At 60.5% G+C, this 23932-nt stretch carries 22 protein-coding genes; 20 read left to right on the plus strand and 2 right to left on the minus strand.

Annotated elements, in window-relative coordinates:
* Nucleotides 1–77: 77 nt before the first annotated feature.
* Nucleotides 78–2726, minus strand: a complete 2649-nt coding sequence (adhE, locus tag DXD48_RS05215; RefSeq protein WP_055250041.1) for a bifunctional acetaldehyde-CoA/alcohol dehydrogenase — start codon at nt 2724–2726, stop codon at nt 78–80.
* Between the two features lie 331 nt (nt 2727–3057).
* On the opposite strand from adhE, the gene DXD48_RS05220 reads away from it, so the two are divergent.
* A complete protein-coding gene (locus DXD48_RS05220; protein WP_117564268.1) occupies nt 3058–3834 on the plus strand; it encodes a transposase in 777 nt (258 codons plus the stop codon).
* A 232-nt stretch (nt 3835–4066) separates the two neighbouring features.
* Here the strand turns inward: DXD48_RS05220 and rpmB are convergent, their stop codons facing one another.
* Nucleotides 4067–4255, minus strand: a complete 189-nt coding sequence (rpmB, locus tag DXD48_RS05225) for a 50S ribosomal protein L28 (protein ID WP_022094725.1) — start codon at nt 4253–4255, stop codon at nt 4067–4069.
* A gap of 451 nt (nt 4256–4706) precedes the next feature.
* Between rpmB and pyrR the strand changes: the two genes are divergently transcribed.
* The 19 genes from pyrR to dnaJ all read left to right on the plus strand — a co-directional run bounded on the left by pyrR (nt 4707) and on the right by dnaJ (nt 23932).
* A complete protein-coding gene (gene pyrR / locus DXD48_RS05230) occupies nt 4707–5291 on the plus strand; it encodes a bifunctional pyr operon transcriptional regulator/uracil phosphoribosyltransferase PyrR (protein WP_006236123.1) in 585 nt (194 codons plus the stop codon).
* A gap of 4 nt (nt 5292–5295) precedes the next feature.
* Nucleotides 5296–6240, plus strand: coding sequence for an aspartate carbamoyltransferase catalytic subunit (locus tag DXD48_RS05235; RefSeq protein WP_035138537.1), 945 nt, complete (start codon nt 5296–5298; stop codon nt 6238–6240).
* Complete coding sequence (locus DXD48_RS05240) at nt 6224–7513, plus strand: dihydroorotase (protein WP_117564269.1); 1290 nt, start codon at nt 6224–6226, stop codon at nt 7511–7513. The genes DXD48_RS05235 and DXD48_RS05240 overlap by 17 nt, the downstream gene beginning before the upstream one ends.
* A gap of 116 nt (nt 7514–7629) precedes the next feature.
* Nucleotides 7630–8397 (plus strand): dihydroorotate dehydrogenase electron transfer subunit, encoded by a 768-nt coding sequence (locus DXD48_RS05245; protein WP_117564270.1) that lies wholly within the window; start codon nt 7630–7632, stop codon nt 8395–8397.
* Nucleotides 8398–8411: 14 nt separating this feature from the next.
* Complete coding sequence (locus DXD48_RS05250; RefSeq protein WP_006236128.1) at nt 8412–9320, plus strand: dihydroorotate dehydrogenase; 909 nt, start codon at nt 8412–8414, stop codon at nt 9318–9320.
* The gene (gene pyrF / locus DXD48_RS05255) at nt 9314–10030 is read left to right on the plus strand and encodes an orotidine-5'-phosphate decarboxylase (RefSeq protein WP_117564271.1); all 717 of its coding nucleotides are present in this window, start codon (nt 9314–9316) and stop codon (nt 10028–10030) included. The genes DXD48_RS05250 and pyrF overlap by 7 nt, the downstream gene beginning before the upstream one ends.
* 239 nt (nt 10031–10269) lie before the next feature.
* Entirely contained in the window at nt 10270–10578 is a 309-nt protein-coding gene (gene mihF, locus DXD48_RS05260; protein ID WP_006236130.1) for an integration host factor, actinobacterial type, read from the plus strand.
* Nucleotides 10579–11148, plus strand: coding sequence for a guanylate kinase (gmk, locus tag DXD48_RS05265; protein ID WP_006236131.1), 570 nt, complete (start codon nt 10579–10581; stop codon nt 11146–11148).
* Between the two features lie 5 nt (nt 11149–11153).
* Nucleotides 11154–11435: a DNA-directed RNA polymerase subunit omega gene (locus tag DXD48_RS05270; protein WP_035138532.1), complete on the plus strand. Its 282-nt coding sequence runs from the start codon at nt 11154–11156 to the stop codon at nt 11433–11435.
* The gene (gene thiI / locus DXD48_RS05275) at nt 11436–12680 is read left to right on the plus strand and encodes a tRNA uracil 4-sulfurtransferase ThiI (RefSeq protein WP_117564272.1); all 1245 of its coding nucleotides are present in this window, start codon (nt 11436–11438) and stop codon (nt 12678–12680) included.
* 213 nt (nt 12681–12893) lie between these two features.
* Nucleotides 12894–13607 carry a ComEA family DNA-binding protein gene (locus DXD48_RS05280; RefSeq protein ID WP_117564273.1) on the plus strand — a complete coding sequence of 238 codons (714 nt, stop codon included), beginning with the start codon at nt 12894–12896 and terminating at the stop codon, nt 13605–13607.
* The gene (locus DXD48_RS05285; RefSeq protein WP_117564274.1) at nt 13604–15907 is read left to right on the plus strand and encodes a DNA internalization-related competence protein ComEC/Rec2; all 2304 of its coding nucleotides are present in this window, start codon (nt 13604–13606) and stop codon (nt 15905–15907) included. Before DXD48_RS05280 ends, DXD48_RS05285 begins: the two co-directional genes overlap by 4 nt.
* Nucleotides 15908–15986: 79 nt before the next feature.
* Entirely contained in the window at nt 15987–16949 is a 963-nt protein-coding gene (holA, locus tag DXD48_RS05290) for a DNA polymerase III subunit delta (protein ID WP_117564275.1), read from the plus strand.
* 133 nt (nt 16950–17082) lie between these two features.
* Nucleotides 17083–17349 (plus strand): 30S ribosomal protein S20, encoded by a 267-nt coding sequence (gene rpsT / locus DXD48_RS05295; protein WP_117564276.1) that lies wholly within the window; start codon nt 17083–17085, stop codon nt 17347–17349.
* 96 nt (nt 17350–17445) lie between these two features.
* Nucleotides 17446–19257, plus strand: coding sequence for a translation elongation factor 4 (lepA, locus tag DXD48_RS05300; RefSeq protein WP_089573391.1), 1812 nt, complete (start codon nt 17446–17448; stop codon nt 19255–19257).
* Nucleotides 19258–19261: 4 nt separating this feature from the next.
* On the plus strand, nt 19262–20305 hold the full coding sequence (dusB, locus tag DXD48_RS05305; protein ID WP_117564277.1) for a tRNA dihydrouridine synthase DusB: 1044 nt from the start codon (nt 19262–19264) through the stop codon (nt 20303–20305).
* A gap of 2 nt (nt 20306–20307) precedes the next feature.
* Entirely contained in the window at nt 20308–21540 is a 1233-nt protein-coding gene (hemW, locus tag DXD48_RS05310; RefSeq protein WP_117564278.1) for a radical SAM family heme chaperone HemW, read from the plus strand.
* 58 nt (nt 21541–21598) lie between these two features.
* On the plus strand, nt 21599–22702 hold the full coding sequence (locus DXD48_RS05315; RefSeq protein WP_187362361.1) for a DnaJ domain-containing protein: 1104 nt from the start codon (nt 21599–21601) through the stop codon (nt 22700–22702).
* 81 nt (nt 22703–22783) lie between these two features.
* Entirely contained in the window at nt 22784–23932 is a 1149-nt protein-coding gene (dnaJ, locus tag DXD48_RS05320) for a molecular chaperone DnaJ (protein WP_117564279.1), read from the plus strand.

The following is a 23932-nucleotide window of genomic DNA, read 5'->3' on the forward strand; positions in this document are numbered from 1 at the left end:
TTCAACGATGCGATAGAAGCGACGGCGGGGATGTGTGAAACACCCGTGCACCCCCGCCGTTAAAAACCGTGCTAAAACTAGCAGACGGCGTAGTCCTGAGGCTCGCGGCCGTAGTAGGCGTCCAGGTAGAGCTCCTTGATCTCGCTCATGAGCGGGTAGCGCGGGTTTGCGCCGGTGCACTGGTCGTTGAATGCCTGCTCGGTCATCTCGTCGAGGGTGTCGAGGAAGTACTGCTCGTCAACACCGTAGTCGGCGATGGTCTTCTTGACGCCGATGAAGTCCTTGAGCTCCTCGAGCTTCGTGATGAAGTTCTCGAAGACCTCCTTGTCGTCCTTGCCCTCGATGCCGCAGTACTTGGCCATCTCGGCGTAGTTGTGCAGCGCGTTGGGGTAAGGATACTGGGAGAAGGTACCCATCTTGACGGGAGCCTCGGCGGCGTTGTAGCGCATAACGCGGGTCAGGATGACGGCGTTGGCGAGGCCGTGGGGCAGGTGATGGAAGGCGCCGAGCTTGTGAGCCATGGAGTGGTTGAGGCCCAGGAAGGCGTTGGCGAAGGCCATGCCGGCCATGCAAGAGGCGTTGTGCATCTCCTCGCGGGCATGCGGGTCCTTGGCGCCGTTCGTGAAGCTGGAGGGCAGGTTCTCGAAGACGAGCTTAGCAGCGCGCTCGGAGAGGCCCTTGGTGTAGTCGGAAGCCATGATGGAGACGTAGGACTCGATGGCGTGGGTCATGACGTCGATGCCGGAGGCAGCGGTCAGGCCGCGCGGGGCGGTCATGCAGTTGTCGGCGTCGACGATAGCCATGTTGGGGAGCAGCGCGTAGTCGGCGAGCGGCCACTTGATGCCGGTCTCCTTGTCGGTGATGATGGCGAACGGCGTGCACTCGGAGCCGGTACCCGAAGAGGTCGGGACGGCGACGAAGTAGGCCTTCTTGCCCATCTCGGGGAAAGTGAAGATACGCTTGCGGATGTCCATGAAGTCCATGGCCATGTCCTCAAACTTGCACTCGGGGTGCTCGTACATCATCCACATGATCTTGCCGGCGTCCATAGCGGAGCCACCGCCGACGGCGATGATGACGTCCGGCTCAAAGAGAGCCATCTGCTTGGCGCCGCGACGTGCGCACTGCAGCGACGGATCGGGCTCGACGTCGTAGAAGCAGTCGTGGGCGATGCCCATCTCGTCGAGCTTGGCCTCGATGGCGCGGGTGTTGCCATTCTTGAAGAGGAACTGGTCGGTGACGATGAAGGCGCGCTTCTTGCCCATGACGGTACCGAGCTCGTCGAGGGCGACGGGCGTGGAACCCTTCTTGAAGTAGACCTTCTCGGGAGCGCGGAACCACAGCATGTTCTCACGGCGCTCGGCCACAGTCTTAACGTTGATCAAGTGCTTCACCCCAACGTTCTCGGAGACGGAGTTGCCGCCCCAGGAGCCGCAGCCCAGGGTCAGAGACGGCTTCATGCCAAAGTTGTACAGGTCACCGATGCCGCCGTGCGAGGACGGGGTGTTGATGACGATACGGCAGGCCTTCATGACGTGCTCGAACAGGCTGATCTTCTCGGCCTGGGCGGGGTGCACGTACAGAGAGGCGGTGTGGCCCGGGCCACCGGCGAGCACCAGGTGCTCGGCCTTGTCGACGGCCTCCTGGAAGTCCTTGGCGTGATACATGGCCAGGACCGGGGAGAGCTTCTCGTGGGAGAACTCCTCCTTGGCGGGGTCGGTGGAGGTGACCTCGGCGATCAGGATCTTGGTCTTGGCGGGAACCTCGATGCCGGCGAGCTCAGCGATCTTGGCAGCAGCCATGCCGGGGATGCGGTGATCGAGGGCGCCATTCTTGAACATGGCGGCACGCAGTGCCTCCATCTCGGCACCCTGCTTGACGAAGTAGCAGCCGCGCTTCTGGAACTCGGCCTTAACCTGGTCATAGATGGTGTCGATGACGGTCACAGACTGCTCGGAAGCGCAGATCATGCCGTTGTCGAAGGTCTTGGAGTGGATGATGGAGTTGACGGCGAGCAGCACGTCGGCGGTGTCGTCGATGACGACCGGGGTGTTACCGGCGCCAACGCCCAGGGCAGGCTTGCCCGAGGAGTAGGCGGCCTTGACCATGCCCGGGCCACCGGTGGCGAGGATGATGTCGACGTCGCGCATGACCATGTTGGTCAGCTCGATGGAGGGGACATCGACCCAGCCGATGATGCCCTCGGGGGCGCCGGCCTTGACGGCGGCGTCAAGTACGAGCTTGGCGGCGGCGATGGTGCACTTGGCGGCAGCCGGGTGCGGGGAGATGATGATGGCGTTGCGGGTCTTCAGACTGATCAGCGTCTTGAAGATCGCGGTGGAGGTGGGGTTGGTCGTCGGGATGACGGCGCCCACGATGCCGATGGGCTCAGCGATCTTGGTGATGCCGTAGGCCTCGTCGCGCTCCAGAACGCCACAGGTCTTGGTGTTCTTGTAAGCGTTGTAGATGTACTCTGCGGCGTAGTGGTTCTTGATGACCTTGTCCTCAAGAACGCCGCGGCCGGTCTCCTCGATGGCCATCTTCGCCAACGGGATACGAGCCTTGTTGGCGGCCATGGCGGCCTCATAGAAGATCTTGTCGACCTGCTCCTGCGTGTACGTAGCAAAAAGCGCCTGGGCCTCTCGCATCTGAGCGAGCTTAGCCTCAAGCGCCTCTACGTTGTCCACAATTGCGGGAGTAGTGTTTTCCGGTGACTTTTTCACCATTTGTGTCTCCTTGCGATCGGAGATTTACCCTACGTCTTGCATGATAGCAAGAAATAATTCGGTAAACGGTAAGATTCCCGTAAAAGGCACACTAAAACGCTTCAATAAAATGAAGCGTTTTAACTAAAACTATCTGATAGTGCATCGCCCCGCTCATTGGGGACAGACTTACATGAGTGGTTTCACTCATTTGGGACAGACATCGATTTGCGATTTTGTCGTTTTGGGCCTGTTTTTGTTGCTGATTGGATATAAATAGGTCAAAGGCTCAGCATTTCGCGTTCCTTCTCTCCTTTTAGGTGTTGCCTGTACGGCTTTGAAAGGAGAGACCATGCCCCGATGCGCCCGCGAAATTTCGCTCACCGGCTATTACCACGTCTTTGACCGCGGTAACTCCAAACAGATCATTTTTGAAGATGATTCCGACCGCTATCGTTTCCTATCGGACATATCGGACAGGTTTGCGTGCCATGACGTGGCGGTGTTGGCCTGGTGTCTTATGGACAACCACTTCCATTTGATGGTTGATGACCCATATGACAACCTTTCAAAGGCAATGCAGTGCGCGCTGACGGCGTATGCCAAGTATTTCAATGGGAAAACGGGAAGAACGGGCCATCTGTTTGACAATCGCTATTCGCGGGTCGCGGTTGAGTCGGACACGCAGGCAGTGCAGCTGCTCGACTATATTCATCTCAATCCCGTGAAGGGTGCGCTTGACTCGCTCGAGGCGTACCGCTGGTCAAGCTATAAGGCGTATCAGCTGGGCTATGATCCCTTTGACATCTGTGATGCGGCCCCTATGCTTGATGTTGTCGGAGGCTCCCGTCGCTATTGCGAGCATCTCAAGAAAGTTGCCGGGCGCATCTGGTCAGTGGAGGTTCTTCCGCGCCGGCGGATCCCCGATGAGGAGGCCCTTTTCGTTGCACGCGAAGTCCTGACGAGCATAGATCCTGCGTTGCTCAAGGCCCTGCCACGCCCCGAACGCGATGCCTGCCTGCTGAGGCTCAGGCGGGCACATCTCACGGTCAAGCAAATTGCCCGTATCACCGGTATCGGCGCCACAAGCGTGACCAAGGCTACTGCAGGCTGGAAGGATGCAGCGTGAGATAGGGGCCGGAGCCGATCGGGACGCCGCATGCGTGCGTCATGTCTGTCCCCAATGCGTGAAAACACTCATGTAAGTCTGTCCCCAATGAGTGCATTTTCACTCTGGTTTTGCATTCCTGGATAGATAGAAAAGAAACCGCCTTCTCAAAAGAAAGCGGTTTCTTATAGTTCTATATGAACGCGAGGTCTTTGACCCGGAGAGTCCGAGGTACTTGTTGGTAAGACCTTATTTAGGAGCGCGCAACCTTGCCAGACTTGAGGCAGGTGGAGCAAACGTTCATCTTGCGACGGTGACCATCGACGACGACGTAGACGCGCTGGATGTTGGGGCGGAACTTACGGTTGGTGACGCGGTGAGAGTGGCTGATGGAGCGACCGGCAACGGGGTGCTTACCGCAAACTTCGCAAACTTTGGACATAACTGACCCTCCTTGGGCGACAAACGAACATGTCGCGTTAACAAACAAGCCTGAACTATAGCACAGAAGTCGCTCCCTGTGCGCAATCTACACAGAGATATTCCTCTTTTGGCGATAGTGCCCACGCTACGGCCCTGGACGTAGATCCGATTTGCGTGCAGCAGAGGGGATTATGCCAGCTCGTGCGTGTGTTTTCAAGCTCGTCCCACAAATATATATAGGTTTATGGAGCATTGGGCTCCGTTTACGGATTGTTCTGTATTTATGCTCGCAATTAAGCTCGAGGTTGGCTACACTATCCCTTGACCATTAAAGGGGTACGAGATACCCACATGGAATTACATAGCTGCCAAAGAGCAGCCCTTCCTGTGGGTGTCTGGTCCGCTTTAAGCGGTCGGGCATCTATTTTTTTGACTGTGTCAGCAGTCAAGACATGTGAGGAAGGAGATCGATGGGCACGACTTCCCCCAAGGCGGTCATCATGGACGAGACCGCCGTCAATCGAGCGATGACCCGCATCGCGCACGAGATTCTCGAGCGCAACGAGGGCTGTGAAGACCTCGCTCTGGTCGGCATCGTCACGCGCGGCGACCTTCTGGCAAAGAAGCTCGCCGAGGAGATCAAGGAGATCGAGGGCGTCGACGTTCCGCTCGGCAGCCTGGACATCAGCTTCTACCGCGATGACTATGCGACCAATTTCGCTCCCGCGATCCACGCTACCAACATTCCCTTCAGCGTCGACGGCAAGCGCGTCGTGCTGGTGGACGACATCCTGTATACGGGCCGTACTATCCGCGCCGCTCTGGATGCCGTCATGGACCTGGGCCGTCCGAGCCGCATCGAGCTGGCAGTTCTCGTTGACCGCGGTCACCGTGAGCTCCCCATCTCGCCGGACTTTGTCGGCAAGAACGTTCCCTCGTCGCATGAGGAGAACGTGCACCTATATATGAAGGAAGTCGACGGCCACACCGCCGTCGAGATTAACGACGTCGCGCCGGGTTCCCACGTGGGCTCCGCGCCGCTGGGAGGTGAGTAGTACCGTGGCGTTCAACCATAAGCACCTGATCGACATTACCGAGTACTCCGAAGAGGACATCAAGCTCATCCTCGAGACCGCCAAGGCGTTCTCTGAGGTCAACGAGCGTGCGATCAAGAAGGTCCCCACGCTCAAGGGCAAGACCATCGTCAACATGTTCAACGAGCCCTCGACGCGCACCCGCAGCTCCTTCGAGCTCGCCGAGAAGCGCCTTTCGGCCGACAGCCTCAACTTTGGCGGCTCCTCGACCTCCACGGTCAAGGGCGAGAGCCTCGTCGACACCGTCGAGACCCTCAACGCCTACAAGATTGATTGCATCGTCGTTCGCGATAAGCACGCCGGTGCTCCCTACATCGTCACGCAGAACTCGCCCGCGAGCGTCATCTGCGCCGGCGACGGCAAGCACAACCACCCCACGCAGGCCCTGCTCGACCTGTACACCATCTGGGAGCACAAGGGTGACTTCCACGGTCTGAAGGTCGCCGTCGTCGGCGATATCGCGCACTCCCGCGTGTGCGGCTCGCTGATCCCCGCACTTAAGATCATGGGCTGCGAGACCTACGCCGTCGCCCCCGGCACGCTGCTGCCGCCGGCGCCCGAGGTCCTGGGCTGCGACCACGTGACGAGCGACCTCGATTCCGTCCTGCCCGAGCTGGACGTCGTCTACATGTTGCGCGTGCAGCAGGAGCGCCTCGAGGGCGCACCGTTCCCCACGATTCGTGAGTACCACAAGCTCTTCGGTCTGACCAAGGACCGCGAGAAGCTCATGAAGCCCGATGCGATTATCTGCCACCCGGGCCCCATCAACCGCGGCGTTGAGTTCGACTCCTATATGGCCGACCACCCGCAACGCTCCGTCATCCTGGAGCAGGTCTACGCCGGTATCTGCGTGCGTATGGCTATCCTGTATCTGCTGCTTGGAGGTGCCGATAATGGCCTTGCTTCTTAAGAATGCCCACGTCGTCGATCCGTCCGTCGAGCTTGACGGTGTCGTCGACGTCCTGATCGACGGTGACAAGATCGCCGAGGTCGGCGAGAACCTCGCCGCCGAGGGAGCCGAGGTCCGCGACCTTTCCGGCAAGTATCTCGTCCCCGGCCTGGTGGATATGCACGTGCATCTGCGCGAGCCTGGCTACGAGGTCAAAGAGGACATCGAGAGCGGCACCCGCGCTGCTGCCAAAGGCGGCTTCACCGGCGTGTGCGCCATGCCCAACACCGACCCCGTTACCGATAACGGAACCGTCGTTGAGTTCGTCAAGTCCCGCGCTGCCGAGGTCGGCCACTGCCGCGTCTATCCTTCTGGTGCTATGACTCGCGGCCTTAAGGGCGAGGCTATGTCCGAGATGGGCGATATGGTCGCCCACGGCGCCGTCGCCTTCACCGATGACGGTCGCGGCGTGCAGGGTGCGGGCATGCTCCGTCGCTGCATGGACTACGGCAAGATGTTCGGCAAGGTCTTTATGAGCCACTGCCAGGACGAGGATCTGGTCGGCCACGGCCAGATCAACGAGGGCAAGGTCTCGACCCGTCTGGCCCTCGAGGGTTGGCCGGCCGCCGGCGAGGAGCTTCAGATTGCCCGCGACATCGAGATTGCCAAGCTGACCGGTGCCAAGCTGCACATCCAGCACATCTCCACCGCTCATGGCCTGGAGCTCGTGCGTGCCGGTAAGGCTGCCGGTGTCCAGGTGACCTGCGAGGCCACCCCGCACCACATGTTCCTGACCGAGAACGACCTGGACGAGACCTACAACACCTCGCTCAAGGTCAATCCGCCGCTGCGCACCGACGAGGATGCCGAGGCCATCCGTCAGGGTGTCATCGACGGTACCGTCGACGCTATCGTTACCGACCACGCTCCCCACACCCCGTGGGAGAAGGCCCGCGAGTTCGAGCTCGCGCCCTTTGGAATGATTGGCCTCGAGACTTCGCTGTCGCTCGTGCTCACTGAGCTGGTCAACACGGGCAAGATGAGCGTGAGCCGCATGGTCGAGCTCATGGCCATCAAGCCGCGTGAGATTCTGGGCCTCGATCAGGTTCAGGTCAAGGCGGGCTCTGTCGCCGACCTGACCGTGTTCGACCCCTCCGCAACCTGGACGGTTGGCGAGGACGGTTACGAGTCGCGCGCCGAGAACTCCGGTTTTGCCGGCCGCACGCTCACCGGTCGTGCCACCGATGTATTTGTCGGTGGCAAGCAGACGCTCGCCGACGGCTGCATCTGCTAGCATAGCCTTATCGCTTTTGTGCGCGGCGCCCTTGCGGTGCCGCGCTTTCTGTTCGTTTAGACCATGCAACCGCATGGGGGATTGGAGCGTCTATGCCCACACCTTCCACTGCACGCATGCACGACTTCGAGGTCGTCTCGAACCGGGAGATCGCCGACGGCATCTTCTCGCTCGTCATCTCGGCCCCCAAGCTTGCAAGTGCGCTCAAGCCCGGTCAGTTTGTGAACATCGCCGTCCCCGGCGATGCGTCTTCTCTGCTTCGTGTGCCCTTGAGTTTCTACCGCGCCGACGCCGAGGCCGGCACCGTCGAGCTGTGGTACGCCGTCGTGGGCGACGATACCCGCCGTTTGTCCCAGATGGGCCCTGGCTCCACCTCTAACCTGTTGGGCCCCGGTGGCCGTGGCTGGATGGTACCCGAGGGCACCAGGAAGGCACTGCTCGTCGCCGGTGGCATCGGCGTTCCGCCTGTGCTGTGTCTTGCCGGCATGCTTGCCGAGCAGGGTGTTGATGTGGACGTGTGCCTGGGCTTCGGCACCGCTTCCAAAGTCGTGGGTGTCGATGAGTTCCGCGCGCTGGGCGCCACGGTTAACGTGTGCACCGACGACGGTTCGCTCGGCACGCACGGTTTTTGCACCGATCCGGCAGCCGAGCTGCTTGGAGAGGGCGGCTACGACTACGTCGCCAGCTGCGGCCCCGCCGTCATGATGAAGAAGGTCGCCGCCGCTGCCGCCGAGGCCGGTGTGTACTGCGAGGTGTCGCTCGAGCGCATGATGAGCTGTGGCTTTGGCGCCTGCAACACCTGCAATGTCGAGACGGTCGACGGTATGAAGGGTGCTTGTATGTGCGGCCCCGTGTTCGATGCTTCCAAGGTGGTGGTCTTCTAGTGGGTACCGTGAACATGGCCGTCGATTTCGGCGGCGTCAAGATGCAGAACCCCATTAACACCGCAGCCGGTACCTTTGGCTACGGTTGGCAGTTCCAGAACTTCTTTGATGTTTCCCAGCTGGGCGCCATTACCACCAAGGGCTGTGCCGCCGAGCCTTGGCCGGGCAACCCTGCGCCCCGCATGGCCGAGATTCCTGGCGGTATGATCAACTCCGTGGGCCTGCAGAACCCCGGTGTCGCCGCCTTTGCCCGTGAGTCCGGCCCGTGGCTCGAGCAGCTGTCCAAGGACGGTTGCCAGGTCATTTGCCAGGTTGCCGGGCATTCCGTTGATGAGTTTGTGCGCGCGCTCGAGATGTATGTCGAGCTATGCCCCTGGGCTGCCGGCTACGAGATCAACGTGAGCTGCCCCAACATCGCCGCCGGCGGTGCCGCCATGGGCTCTACGCCCGAGGGCGCCTCTTCCGTCATGGCCGCCTGCCGTAAGGTGACCGATAAGCCGCTGTTCGTCAAGATGGCTCCGGTTAACGTCGCCGAGATTGCCAAGGCTCTCGAGGCCGCGGGAGCCGACGGCCTTTCGGTCATTAACTCCATCCAAGGCATGGCCATCGATGTTCATACCCGCAAGTCCCGCGTGGCCAAGCCCAAGGGCGGCCTTTCTGGCCCGCTTTGCCACCACATCGCCGTGCGCATGGTCTGGGAGGTTGCCCAGGCCGTCGATATCCCCATCAACGGTGTCGGCGGTGTCATGACTGGCGAGGATGCGGCTGAGTTTATCCTGGCCGGCGCCACCTGCGTGTCGGTCGGCATGGCCAACTTCGTCGATCCGTGTGCTTCGCTTAAGATCGCGCATGAGCTCGAGGCCTGGGCCGAGTCCCAGGGCGTAAAGGACATCAACGAGCTGGTGGGTGCTTTCGAATGCTAGAGAATGATGCCCGCGACCGTGTTATCGTCGCCCTCGACTGCGACCGTGAGCGCGCGCTCGAGCTCGCCCACGAGCTTTCGGGCCATGCCGCCTGGCTCAAGGTCGGCATGACGCTCTATTACGCTGAGGGTCCCCAGATCGTCAAGACCTTTAAGGACCTTGGCTTTAAGGTCTTCCTCGACCTTAAGTTCCATGACATTCCGCATCAGGTGCGCGGCGCTGCCCGCTCGGCCTCGCTTGCCGGTGCCGACCTGCTTTCGGTCCACGGCCTGGGCTCGGGTGCTATGCTCGCTGCCTGCCGCGAGGGTGCCGAGGAGGCGCGTGAGGACCGCGCCAAACTCGTCGCCATCACCGTGCTCACGAGCATGAATCAGGATGCCTTGAGCGAGATCGGCGTCGAGTCGCCCGTGGCCGAGGAGGCCGCCCGCTTGGCAAAGCTTGCTCAGGCCAACGGCATCGATGGCATCGTGTGCTCACCGATGGAGGCTCACGACATGCGTGAGCTGCTGGGTCCTGATGCCCTGATCGTGACTCCGGGTGTGCGTCCGGTGGGTGCCGCCCTTGGCGACCAGTCCCGCGTGGCGACGCCTTCCCAGGCTATCGAGCGTGGCGCAAGCCACATTGTGGTGGGCCGTCCCATCACCGGTGCCGACGATCCGGTTGCCGCCTTTGACGCCATCGTCGCCGAGCTGGTCGAAAACGTCGCGTAAAAGATTCCCCTAAGTCACCACTTTTGGGTCTCATTAGCACAAAATAGCCCCTGTGCCTGCGTAAACTTTCCCATCCTTTGTGTGGAATCGCAGGTCAGGGGCTTAACTTTGGGCGCAGTATATTGCACTTTTTGCGGGTATCGTCTAACCTATGGAGCCGCGATTAGGCATTTTGTACGTTCTACGTGCTAAAATGCCAATTATTGAATCAGATATAACCCAACTATTTGGAGGTACGAATGGCACTCCCTCAGCTTACCGACGAGCAGCGCAAGCAGGCTCTTGAGAAGGCTGCTGCCGCACGTCACGCCCGCGCTGAACTTCGCGAGCAGATCAAGAAGGGCGAGAAGTCCCTCGAGTCCGTGCTCAACTCCGATGACCCCATCGCTTCCCGCATGAAGGTTTCCACCCTCATCGAGTCTCTCCCCGGTTATGGCAAGGCCAAGGCCGCCAAGATCATGGAGGAGCTCGGTATCTCCGCTACTCGTCGCGTCCAGGGCCTCGGCGTCCGTCAGCGCGAGCAGCTCCTCGAGCAGCTGACCAAATAAGTGAGCGCTCAGGATTCCAAGCTCTTTGTGATTTCTGGACCGTCAGGCGCAGGCAAGGGTACGCTCGTCACTCGTGTGCGCGAGCGCCGCTCGAACCTGGGTCTGACGGTTTCGGCTACCACGCGAGCACCACGCAAAGGTGAGGTCGACGGCGTCAACTACTTTTTTCTGACGCGCGAGGAGTTCGACCGCCGCGTGGCAAACGGTGAGTTTGTTGAGTGGGCCGAGGTCCACGGTAACTGCTACGGCACGTTGGTGAGCGAGGTCACATCCAAGCTCGCCTCGGGCGCGTCTCTGATTTTGGAGATCGATGTCCAGGGCGCCCTGCAGGTGAAGGAGCGTTTCCCCGAGGCCGTGTTGATCTTTATCAAGCCGCCTTCGCTTGAGGTGCTCCGCGAGCGTCTAGTCGGTCGCGGTACCGAGACGCCCGAGACGATTGAGCTGCGTATGGCAAACGCCGCCGATGAGCTTGCCCTTGCCGACCGCTACGACGACGTCGTGGTGAATGACGATCTCGACCGCGCGACCGATGAGCTCGTTCGCGTTCTCGATATGCATGAAAGGATCTGAGGTCCGTGTCCGTTGTAAAGCCTTGCATTGACGATCTTCTGGAGAAGACCGATCACAACCGCTTCCTGCTCGCTTCGCTTGCCTCCAAGCGCGCCTGCGACATCAATAGCATGCTGCGTGGCCAGCACAACCGCGTGCTTGCCGTCCAGGATGTCGATGACATCACCATCGGGCTTTCCGGTGCCGATACCATCTCGATGGCTATGGACGAGATTGTCGACGGCGACATCTCTTACGACGAGGCCCGTTACGAGAAGGCGCTCGGCCATAAGGTTGCTGAAGCCTAAATGGCAGCTCGCGTTTGCCTGGTCCACTATCACGAGGTTGGACTGAAGGGCAAGAACCGCGCACATTTTGAGCATATCCTCATGGATAACATCAAGGCGGCCTTGGCCGCCTTTTCCGTGAACGCCGTGTCTCGAATTTCCGGTTATATCCTCGTGACCTTTAACGAGCATCAGGCCGACGAGGCGGCGCGTGTCATTCGCACCGTCCCCGGCGTTGCCCGTGTGTCTATGGCGTATCACACCAACCGCGACCCGCAGGAGTACTGCGCCGCCGCCGTGAAGGCACTGCGCGAGTTTGGTTCCTTCGATTCGTTTAAGGTGCACGCCAAGCGCTCCAATACCGACTATGAGCTCACCTCGATCGATATTAATCGTCAGGTGGGCGAGGTACTGTGTGAGGCCTTCCCCGATAAAAAGGTTCAAATGCACGACCCCGATGTGATGGTGCACGTACTGGTGGTCCAGGGTAGCGTTTATGTGTACGCGCGCTCCGAGCGCGGCGTGGGCGGTCTGCCGGTGGGTTCTGCCGGCAAGGTCGTGACGCTGCTGTCGTCGGGTATCGATTCTCCGGTGGCGACCTGGATGCTCGCGCGTCGCGGCGCGGTGTGCGTGCCGGTGCATTTCTCCGGTCGTCCGCAGACGCCTGATACGAGCGAGTATTTGGTGCAGGACATCATCCGTGCGCTTGAGCCGGGTGTCCAGATCGGCCGCCTGTACGTGGTGCCGTTTGGCGACTGCCAGCGTGAGATTTCGGTCACCTGCCCCAGCAACCTGCGTGTGATCATGTATCGTCGCATTATGTATTCGGTTGCCGAGCGCATTGCGCGCATCGAGGGCGCCAAGGCCATCGTTACGGGCGAATCGCTTGGGCAGGTTGCCTCCCAAACGCTTGAGAACATCATGGCCGTCAACGAGGCCGTGAAGATCCCCGTGTTCCGTCCTCTCATCGGTTCGGACAAGCAGGAGATCATCGCGCGTGCTGAGGAGATCGGTACGTTCGATATCTCGACTGAGGCCGCTCCCGACTGCTGCACGCTGTTTATGCCGCGCCGACCCGAGACGCACGCTAAACTCGATGCCGTGCATGAGGCCTGGGAGTTGTTCGATCATGAGGAGATGATCGAGCGCCTGCTCAAGCAGACCGAGTACATCGACTTCGAGAGCAACACGTATAAGGCCCCTAAGACCTTAAAACGCAAACATTCGGAGCTTGCTCCGCGTGAGATTTACCAAGATTACGAGTAAATTTGTGCATAGACCGACGATGCGCCTGCATCGTCGGTCTTTTGCTATCTGGGCATTTTGCGGCTAAGCGTTCATTTGCTGACGTGTGCCTGAATAAATGGACAGATTTGTGCAAGGTTTTGGTCGGTTTTTGGTTTGACCGCAAAAACCGGTTTTGGGGCGTGGCTGTTGTGGAGCTCCTTTCCTGACACGATGGTGTTGGGAGGTTTTGCTATGGCGCAGCGCGAACAACACGAACGAGTCAAAAAGATGGACCGCTGGGCGGGCAAACTGCTCGGTCATAAGGCAGTGGTGATGGCGATACTGGTCGTCATTGCGATGGCGAGTGGGCTGGCGATGGCGAACCTTGGCGGCGGTGCCGGCGGTGTGTCGTTTGAGCGCACTGATGGTTCGGGCACGTTAGTGGAGCCGGGATCCGGCGATGCTTCGAGCGGAAAGACATCCGAAGGCTCTTCGCCTAAGGCGTCTGCCGCGGCAGAGGTTTATGTCGATGTTGATGGCGCCGTGGTGTCACCCGGTGTATATCGCCTCAAAGACGGGGCGCGGGTGGCTCAGGCGATTGATGCCGCCGGCGGACTGGCGCCCGAAGCAGACGTTACGGGGCTTAATCGTGCATCCAAGGTCACTGATGGACAAAAAATTCACGTTCCAACGGTAGGGGAGCAGCAGGCGTCCATTGCGGAAGCCGGTGTTGATGGTGGGACTTCCGCATCGTCGGGCGTTAGTGGCGCAACAGGCCTAGTAAACATCAATACGGCAAGCGCAGAAGAGCTGCAGACGCTTTCGGGCATCGGCCCCTCCATGGCCCAGTCGATTATCGATGAGCGGACAAAGAACGGTGCTTTCGCCTCGGTTGACGATCTGATGCGTGTGTCGGGAATCGGCGAGAAGAAGCTTGCCAAAATCAAAGATTGCATCTGCGTATGAGCGCGACCGAGCGCGAGCACGTGATGCCTCCGCGACCCCTGATTCCGTGGACGATGGCCCTGTGTGCCGGCATGTGCGTGAGCTGCGCCTTGGTGCTCAGCATAGCCGCTGATGCGCTGCTGAGGGAGCGGGCGACGGCGGTCGGGCCGCTATGGGCCATTCCCGTTGCGGCAGCGGTTTTCGTTGTGCTGGCTCACTCTTGTGCGCGGCTTGCCCCTTTGAAGCGGTGGCTGTATGCCGCGTCCGCCGGTCTCGTGGCGGGAGCGGTCGTCTCGGCGTGGTGGGCTGTGGGTGTGCTCAGCGCCTCGAAGGCGCTCGACGGTCGAGCGGCAAGCGGCCTCGAGTTTGTCGTGCAGGGTGATCCATCCATAAACGACGACGTGTATTCCTATACCTGCGAGGCACGCGCGGACGGTAAGAACTTGGCAACGGTTCGCCTATCGTGTGATCGTGAGCTCAAGGTCGGGGCGCACGTGCGTGTTATCGGTCGCGTTTCGCGTTTTGAGAACGAGGCATATGGACGATCGCGCGTGCTCCGAGGCGAGGTGCGTAAGGTTAAAGCCGTTCGGATTGTGTCGGTCGATGAGGGTTCTCCGGGGCCGCTGCTTCGGCTGCGAAATGGGCTGCTTGCGTCCATCGCGCCTGCGACCGACCCGGCGCGTGCGCTCATAGCCGGTGTCGTCTGCGGTCGTTCGGCCGAGCTGCGCGCCCAGCCGGCGGGCGACTGGTTTTCTGTGACGGGAACGGCACATCTTATCGCCGTCTCGGGCAGCCATTTGGCTATCGTGGGGTTTGTAATCGAGGGCGTATTGCAAAAGACTCGGTGCTCACGTGGTCTTCAGCGGGCGATATTGGCGATAACGCTTGTGGGCTACGCTGCATTTACGGGCGCGTCTCCCTCGGCCGCGCGCGCGTGCTGCATGGTGTTCGTGACGCTTGTCGTAAACGACGCGGGGCGTCGTCGGCACGGTGCATCGGCACTCTTCGTAACCATGTCCATCTTTGTTCTACTGCGGCCGACGGTGCTGTTCGAGATGGGCTTTCAGCTTTCATGTGCCAGCGTTTTTGCCATCCTGTGCTTTTGCCCCTATGCGACCTACGCTTTGGGTGAGCTGGGTGTGCCATCGGGCATTGCCAGCATGCTTTCCGTCACGCTGTGCTCGCAGTTGGCGACGCTCCCCATTACCATTCCTGCCTTCGGTACGTTCTCGCTCATTGCTCCGCTGGCAAATGCGGTCATCGGTCCGGTGGTGAGCGTACTGCTTGCTGTGTCGATCGTGCTGGTTCCCTTTTCGCTCGTGGCACCGTTGCGGACTTGGGTGCTCGCTGTGCCCATGATTGCCGCCCGTTGCGCGCTATTCTTCGAGCAGCTGTTTGCCGCCGTGCCGGGTGCATCCGTGAGTGTGCCGCCCGATAGCATGTGGATTTACCTAGCGCCGTGTTTGCTGGCGGCTCTGCTGGTCAGGTGGCCGCGTCCCCGTGCACGTCCTATGGCGGTGGGGCTTGCATGTCTGGTGCTCTTGGCTGCGATTCCGTACGTCTACTGGGATCGATTCGCTCCGCCTTCGGTGACGGTGTTCGATGTGGGCCAGGCCGATGCGATTCTTATCCGCCAGGGCGGCGCAGTAGCGCTCGTCGACTGCGGGCTCGACGAGCGCGTGGTGGCGGCTTTGGTTCGCAATAACGTGCACCATATCGATGCCGTCTTTGTGACGCATTGGGATGAGGATCACTGGGGTGGTCTTCCCGATGTGCTCGAACAGTTTTCGGTTGGAACGATTGCCGTTGCGGCGGATGCGCTGGAGGATGCTCCTGCCGAGGTATTGAACCGACCTGGCGTGGAGTATCGGCAGGTGCGCCGTGGGGATACGGTCGATATCGGCTCATTTTGCGCCCGCGTGATGTGGCCATTCGAGTCCGTGGATGGCGAGGGAAATGAGGATTCGCTTGTCCTGCTGCTCTCTTATGTTCAGAAAGGCAAGGGCCTGCGTCTGCTCCTCACCGGTGATGCCGAGCTCGACCAAGAACGGGAATTCGTGCAGGAGGTGGGGGATATCGATGTCCTTAAACTTGGGCATCACGGCTCTAAGGTTTCAGTCGACGGTGAGTTACTGGACGTCCTGAAGCCCGAGCTTTCCCTCGCGAGCGCGGGCGAGGGGAATCGATACGGCCATCCGTCCGATGCCTGCATCGATGCCGTTAAGGAAGCGGGCGGCGTGTTCGCGTGCACTATCGAACACGGCGACATTACCGTCACGCCGACTGCGAATGGCTTTGCGATGCGATGCCAGCGATCGTGACGACCGTCGTTGGCGTGTGGTGGGCCCCTGGGCTAGAATGGCACGGAGCGAATACGAAGGCCTGCGGGAGGGGAGCGCAATGTCCGAAACCGGTCTGCTGCCGGCATATCTGATCGTCGGTACCGACGGCGTCAAGCGCGATCACGCCGTCTCGCGTATGAAAGCTCGCTTGGAAAAGTCGGGTATGGTTGAGTTCAACCTCGATGAACGCGACATGACCAAAGACCCCGATATCGAGTCGATCATTGGCTCGCTCAATACCTTTCCCATGGGCAGCGAGTTTCGCCTGGTAATCCTTGACGGCTGCTCCAAGCTTGCCAAGGCGGTTTCCGAGCCGCTCGTCGAGTATCTGGCGAGTCCAAGTCCCACAACGGTCTGCCTTATTATCGCCGATTCGCTCGCCAAGAATACGCGCCTGTACAAGGCGATCGCCAAGATTGACAAGAAGGCCGTCATCGATTGCTCGGGCACCAAGCGCTGGGAGCTCCCACGCCGCGTGCAGCAGATGGCGACGCAACACGGCAAGTCCATCTCGGCGGCGGCCGCCGAGGAGCTCGTCTCGCGCTCGGGCGAGAACACCCGCATGCTCGATAACGACTTGGCTAAGCTTGCCCAGATGGTCGAGGCGCCCCAGATTGAGTTTGCCGACGTTGAGCGCTGGATTGTACGTACGGCCGAGGTTCAACCCTGGGACTTTCTCAATGCGGTCTCGGCCCGTGACATGCGACGCTCGCTCGAGCTCTTCAATCTACTGCCCGCCAAGAGCTACGTGTGGACTTACACATTGCTGTGCGGCCGCATCCGCGAGCTTATCGTTGCCAAGGCGCTCGATGCGCGCGGACAGGGTCGTGAGCTGGCCGCAACACTTAAGCTCCAGTCCTGGCAGGTCAAGAATCACCTGACCTGGGCACGTCGCTTTTCGATGGCAGAGCTCGTTGCCGCGCTCGAGAGCGCGGTCGATGTGGAGCTCGCGCTGAAGGGTTCGGCCGATTCTCAGACCGCGCTTTTGCTCTGGATTACGAACATCTTGAGAAAATCGTGATGATACCTGCCTATTTGACAAATTCATTCTATCCCTTTGAGGGGGAGCGTGCTATAGTAGGCGCTTGCATGACCTCACCGTGTCTCAGAGGTGTCATACATTTTTTGCAAGGAACTCGAAAGGAACTCCAGAAGTGGCAAACATCAAGTCTCAGAAGAAGCGTATCCGCACCAATGAGGCAGCTCGCATGCGTAACAAGGCTGTCAAGTCCGAGCTCAAGACGCTGACCAAGCACGTCCAGTCCGCCGTCGCCGAGGGCGACGTCGAGAAGGCCCAGGCTGCCCTCAAGACCGTCACCAAGCGTCTCGACATGGCTGCCGCCAAGCATGTTATCCACAAGAACCAGGCTTCCAACCGCAAGTCCGGTCTTGCCAAGCTCGTGAACAGCATCAACGCCTAAGTTGTAAATTTCACACCACACAGATTACGCGCATAAATGGAGCCTGTTTTATGGAACAGGCTCCATTTTTTGTACCGCTCGGGTAAGATAGTCCGCATGAATACTTCAATTGACATTTCCCACATCCGCAACTTCTCAATCGTTGCGCACATCGACCATGGCAAGTCCACGATCAGCGATCGCATCCTCGAGCTCACCCATACCGTCGACGAACGCGACATGGAGTCGCAGCTGCTCGACACCATGGATATCGAGCGCGAGCGCGGCATCACGATCAAGTCCAATGCCGTTCGCGTGTCCTATGACGCCGACGATGGCGAGACGTATCAGTTCAATCTGATCGATACGCCGGGCCACGTTGACTTTACCTATGAGGTCTCGCGCTCGCTGGCAGCCTGTGAGGGCGCGGTGCTCGTTGTCGACGCCACGCAGGGCGTCGAGGCGCAGACTGTCTCCAACGCGACGCTCGCCATGAACGCCAATCTGGACATTGTGCCGGCCATCAACAAGATCGACCTGCCCTCTGCCCATCCCGATGAGGTTAAGACCGAGATCGAGGATGACCTGGCGATTCCCGCCGATGATGCCGTGTGTGTCTCGGGCAAGACCGGCGAGGGCATCCATGATCTGCTGGAGTCCATTGTCTTTTTGATCTCTCCGCCCAAGGGCGATGCGAACGCGCCGCTCAAGGCACTCATTCTGGATTCGTACTTCGACGAGTATCGTGGCGTCGTCGCCACGGTGCGCGTCTTTGACGGCTCCATCAAAAAGGGCGATACCCTGCGCATGATGCAGGCAGAGGGCGACTTTTTGGTCGACGGCGTGGGTGTCAAGCGTCCTGCCGAGACCCCGGTTGACGCGCTGACGGTTGGCGAGGTCGGCTATGTGGTCACGGGCCTGAAGGACCCCGAGGCCGTTCGCGTGGGCGACACCCTTACCTGGGCGTCGAACCCCTGCCCCGAGCCGCTTCCGGGTTACCGCGAGGCCAAGCCCATGGTCTATACGGGCCTGTTCCCAATCGATAACAAGGACTACGAGAACCTGCGTGACGCGCTCGATAAGCTGCACGTTAACGACCCATCGTTGGTGTGGGAGCCCGAGACCTCGGTGGCGCTCGGCTTTGGCTTCCGCGTGGGCTTCTTGGGCCTGCTACACATGGAAGTCGTCAAGGAACGCCTGGAGCGCGAATTCAACCTGGACCTCATTGCCACGAGCCCCTCGGTCGACTATCACGTCTACAAGACCGACGGCGAGATGATCGATGTCCGCAGTCCGCAGGACCTTCCCGAGGCCACCCGCATCGATCGTATTGAGGAACCCTACCTCAAGGCAAAGATCATCTGCCCGCCTGAGTACACGGGTGCCGTCATGCAGCTCGCCATCGAGCACCGCGGCGTCACGACCGACATGATCCACCTGACGAGCAAATCGGTCGAGATGCGCTTTGATATGCCGCTCGCCGAGCTCATCTTGGACTTCTTCGATCAGCTCAAGAGCCGCACCAAGGGTTACGCCTCGCTCGACTATGAGTTCAACGAATATCGCCCCTCTGAGCTCGTCAAGCTCGACATCCTGCTTTCGGGCGACGAGGTGGACGCGCTTTCGTTTATCGTCCATAAGGACAAGGCATATGGCCTGGCCCGTGGCCTGTGCGACAAGCTCAAGGAGATCATCCCGCGTCAGCTGTTCGAGGTGCCCATCCAGGGTGCTATCGGCAACAAGATCATCGCCCGTTCCACCGTCAAGGCCCGTCGCAAGGACGTTCTTGCTAAGTGCTACGGCGGCGATATCTCGCGTAAGCGCAAGCTGCTCGAGAAGCAGAAAGAGGGCAAGAAGCGTATGAAGGCCATCGGATCGGTCGAGGTCCCGCAGGAGGCCTTTATGGCGATCCTCAAGGTGGACGAGTAGGTCTATGGCTCTTTCCGAATATAGTCTGCGGCTGCTGGGCGCCTATGCCGAGCAGCCGTTCCTTATGGCTCCCATGGCGGGCGTGACCGACCCTGCCTATCGCATCATGTGTCGCCGCCGCGGTGCCAACCTTGCCTACAGCGAGATGGTGAGCGTGGCAGGCCTTGCCTATGCCAGTAATAAGACGTGGCGCCTGGTGCTACCGGCCGACGAGGAGCAGCAGATTTGCGTGCAGCTCTTTGGCTCCAAGCCCGATCAGTTTGCGAGCGCCGTCGCCGCCGTCGAGGAGCGCGTTGGCGATCGCCTGTCGCTCATCGATATCAATATGGCATGTCCCGCCCGCAAGGTCGTTACCAAGGGCGAGGGCTCGGCGCTCATGCGCACGCCCGACCTGGCCGAGAAGATCGTCGAGGCCACGGTTGGCGCGGCGCACGTGCCCGTGACCGTCAAGATTCGCAAGGGCTTTTATGCCGAGGACCGCAATGCCGCGACATTTGCCCAGATGCTTGAGAGTGCAGGGGCTGCCGCAGTCGCCGTGCATGGTCGTTGCGCCACGCAGCTCTACACGGGCCAGGCCGATTGGTCGGTCGTCGATGAGGTCGCAGATGCCGTTGAGATTCCCGTGATCGGTTCGGGTGATGTGTTCACCGCCGAGGATGCCGCGGTGCATCTGCGAAACTCGGGTGCCAGCGCGGTGTTTATCGCGCGCGGCATCTACGGGAACCCGTGGGTGTTTGGCGATGCTCGCGCTCTTGCGCTCGATGGCACACCGGTGCCGGCGCGCAGCTCTGTCGAGCGCCTGGACGCCCTGCGTGAGCACCTAACGCTGACGCATGAGCTCCTGCCGCTCATGTCGCGTGCCCGTACGTACGCAAGCTGGTACTTAAAAGGCATGCCCCATGCCGCCGCTTGGCGTGCCCATGTGGTGCGCTGCTCCACGTATGAGGAGTTTATGGCGCTGGTCGATGAGATCGAGCATGATGTGGTGGCCTGCGAGGCTGCCCTTGCCGCCGGCGAATCGGTGCCCCCTCATCCGCTGGAGGCTTAAGGGTGGCCGTTACCGCGCTGTACGTGCACGTGCCGTTCTGTGCCCAAAAGTGCCGCTACTGCGACTTCGACTCGCGCAGCTTTGCTTCGTGTGATTTGGATGCCGCGCTCGATTCCTATTTTGAGCAGTTGTTCGCGCGTCTCGATGCTTTTGGCAAGGCTGGGGCCCTCGACCAGATCCGCACCGTCTATGTTGGCGGCGGCACGCCGTCGCTGGCGGGGGAGCGCCTGGTGGAGCTGGCGCGGCGTATTCGTGCGTGGTGCGCCCCCGTTGAGTTTACCTGCGAGGCCAATCCCGAGTCGCTGACCGCCGAGCTTGCTACTGCGCTTGCCAAGGTTGGTGTCACACGCGTTTCTCTGGGCGTGCAAACGCTCGATAACACCGAACTTACCGCCATCGGCCGCATTCACGATGCCGATCGGGCGCTCGCCGCCATCGCGACGGTCAAGGACGCTGGGCTTGACGTGTCGTGCGACCTTATGTGCGGACTTCCCGGGCAGACCGCAGCGAGTTGGAAGCGTACGCTCGAGGGCGTGCTGGCGGCGGTTCCGCATCATGTGTCGGTTTACCCGCTCACGCTCGAGGTGGGGACGCCCCTCTATCGCATGGCGTGCCGTGACGAGTCGCTCGAGCCCGACGAGGATTTTCAGGCCGCCTGCATGGACGTGGCGCGCGAGCTCCTGAGTGTCGCCGGCTATCACCCGTATGAGGTGGCGAGCTACGCGCTCGACGGCCATGAATGCGCCCATAACATTGCCTACTGGACCGGACGGGGCTACCTGGGCCTGGGCCGTTCTGCCGCCGGTATGCTTGATACTGGGGATTTCGACCGTCTTGCAGGTTTGTTCCCCGGCGTGTCTGCTCGAGGCGACGCGTACCGTGTGCGTTTGGTTCAGCGCGACGATGACGCGACGTCGTTTGAGGCCGAATACCTGTCGCAGCGAGAGGCTGCGGCCGAAGACCTGATGCTCGCTTGTCGCATGACGCGCGGTATTGCGTCCGACCTGTTGGTTCGCGCGGCTCGTGTCATCCCGGCCGATGAGCTGACAGCCGCTTGTGATCGCGCGCTCGAATTGGGTCTTGCCACTTGGGCGCCCGAGACGCTCGGGGTCCATGAGGGACCCTTTACTTCGGCAGATGTCGTCGCGGGCCATGTTCGAGCTCGTTTAGCACCGACACACTTGGGCTGGCTCGATGGAAATGTTCTGTTCGAGCTGTTTTGGGATCTAGCTTAGGCCGCTCGGGTAGAATTACCGGAATATATACGCTGCTGTGAGCAGGAGGTTGCCGCGCATGGCGACGATGAACGAAAAAGATTACTACGAGATTCTAGGTGTCTCCAAGGACGCCACCTCGCGTGATATTCAAAAGGCCTTCCAGCAAAAGGCCCGTAAGCTCCATCCGGACGTCAACAAAGAGCCGGATGCCGAGGAAAAGTTTAAAGAGGTTTCCGAGGCCTACGCCGTGCTTTCGGATGAGCAAAAACGTGCGCGCTACGATGCCATGCGTTCTGGCAATCCCTTTGCCGGTGCCCCTACGGCTTCGCCCTATGGTGGCGGCTATGCCGGCAACACGGGCTATGGCAATCCCTTTGAGGGCGGCTTTCCTTTTGGCGGTGCCTGGGGCCAGCAGCGTCGCGGCCAGGCTGCCTACAATCCCGAGAACGGCGCCAACGTGGTCGTCGATATCAAACTGGACGCCAAGGAGGCCAAGGACGGTGCCCGCAAGACCGTCCGCTATACGCGCTTCGATACCTGTGGTCACTGCGGCGGCTCGGGTTCTGTCTCCTCCGAGCATGCCCATACCTGCCCGAGCTGCGGTGGCCGCGGGCACATCGACGTCGACTTGTCCTTCCTGTTTGGTGCGGGCACGTTCCAGTCGGTCTGCCCCGAGTGCGGCGGTTCCGGTAAGGTCGTGGCCGACCCCTGCCCCGATTGCGGTGGCAGCGGTCGTACTCGCGTAACCTCCGAGCAGACGATTGAGTTTCCTGCCGGCACGCACGATGGCGACGAGGTCCGCATTAGCGGCATGGGTCACGCCGGCACTAACGGTGCCGCTGGCGGTGATCTAGTCGGCCGTGCCCATGTCGAGTCCGAGCGCTTGGAAGGCAAAGCTCGTACCGGTTTTTACCTGATGGGCATCGTGGCGCCGTTTTTGGTACTCTCGGCCATCTCGGGCGTGTTCTCGGCCTTTGCCGTGATGTGCTTTATTCCGTTTACCATGGGCCTGTTCATGGTGCTTTCGGACGGCGTGCTTCATCGCAGCCTGCTGTGGTGGAAGCGCGGTGCGATGCAGTTTGCCAACGGTTTTGCCAATGGCTTCATGTTCGCGCTCGTGTCGGTTTGGTTCGCGAGCTGCTCGCAACGGGCCATGCTTTCGCCTTACGGAATGCAATAACATCAAACCCTCTGTTTGCGGTTGGCCCAGCTTGGGTATAGGACGCACTGTGACAATAATGAAAGTCGGAAGGATTCGGTCGTGTCGGAAAATAGGGATTACTACGAGGTACTTGGCGTCGACAAGGATGCCGACGCGCGGACGATCAAGCGCGCGTTTCTAAAGAAGGCCCGTACCGTACACCCGGACGTTTCGGACGACCCCGAGGCCGAGGCCAAGTTCAAGGAGCTCAACGAGGCCTATTCCGTTCTTTCCGATGAGCAGAAGCGTGCTAACTACGACCGTTACGGCACTGCCGACGGCCCTGGTGGTTCGGGCTACGTCGATATCAACGATATCTTTGGTGGTATGGGCATGGACGACTTGTTCTCGTCGTTTTTTGGCGGCGGTGCCGGCGGTGGCGCCCGCAGCCGTCGCGAGCGTCGTCGCGGTCGTGACATGGCCATCTCGCTTTCGGTGACGCTCGAGGAGGCGGCGCTCGGCTGCAAAAAGACAATCAGCTATGACCGCCTTGCTCCTTGCGAGGACTGCAATGGCACCGGTAGGGCAGAGGGCGCACAGGAAAAGCAGTGCGGCCGCTGCCACGGCACGGGCTATGTCACGACGGTTCAGCGATCGTTTTTGGGCCAGGTTCAGTCTTCCTCGCCTTGCCCCGACTGCCATGGCGAGGGCACGGTTATCGACCATCCCTGCGAGACCTGCGATGGTCAGGGCCGCACGCCTTCGCACGAAAAGATCGACATCGATATTCCCGCCGGCGTTTCGACCGGTCGCCAGCTGCGTGTGAGCGGCTTTGGCGAGGCCGGCCTTCGCGGCGAGCCTTCGGGCGACCTGATTGTCAACGTGCGCGTCGCCGACCATGAGCGCTTTAAGCGCAACGGTGATGACCTGTACCTGGTGAGCGATATCTCGATTGCGCAGGCTGCGCTCGGCTGCGAGATCGAGGTCGAGGGCATTATGCCCGACGAGGTCGTTAAGGTGACGGTTCCCGCCGGCGCCCAGTACGGCGACACCGTGAGCGCCAATAATTACGGCATGCCGCGCATTGGCGGTGGCGGTTCGCGTGGCCGCCTGTTCGTGCAACTGCGCGTGGTCGTTCCCACCAATCTTTCCAATAAGCAACGCGAGCTGCTCCGTGCTTTTGCCGATGAGATGGGCGATGACGTCGCTTCCGGTAAGAAGTCGGTGACCGACCGTATCAAGAGTGCCCTCGACGATATCCTCGATTAA

This window comes from Collinsella sp. TM05-37 (assembly GCF_003436455.1).
Classification (GTDB): domain Bacteria; phylum Actinomycetota; class Coriobacteriia; order Coriobacteriales; family Coriobacteriaceae; genus Collinsella.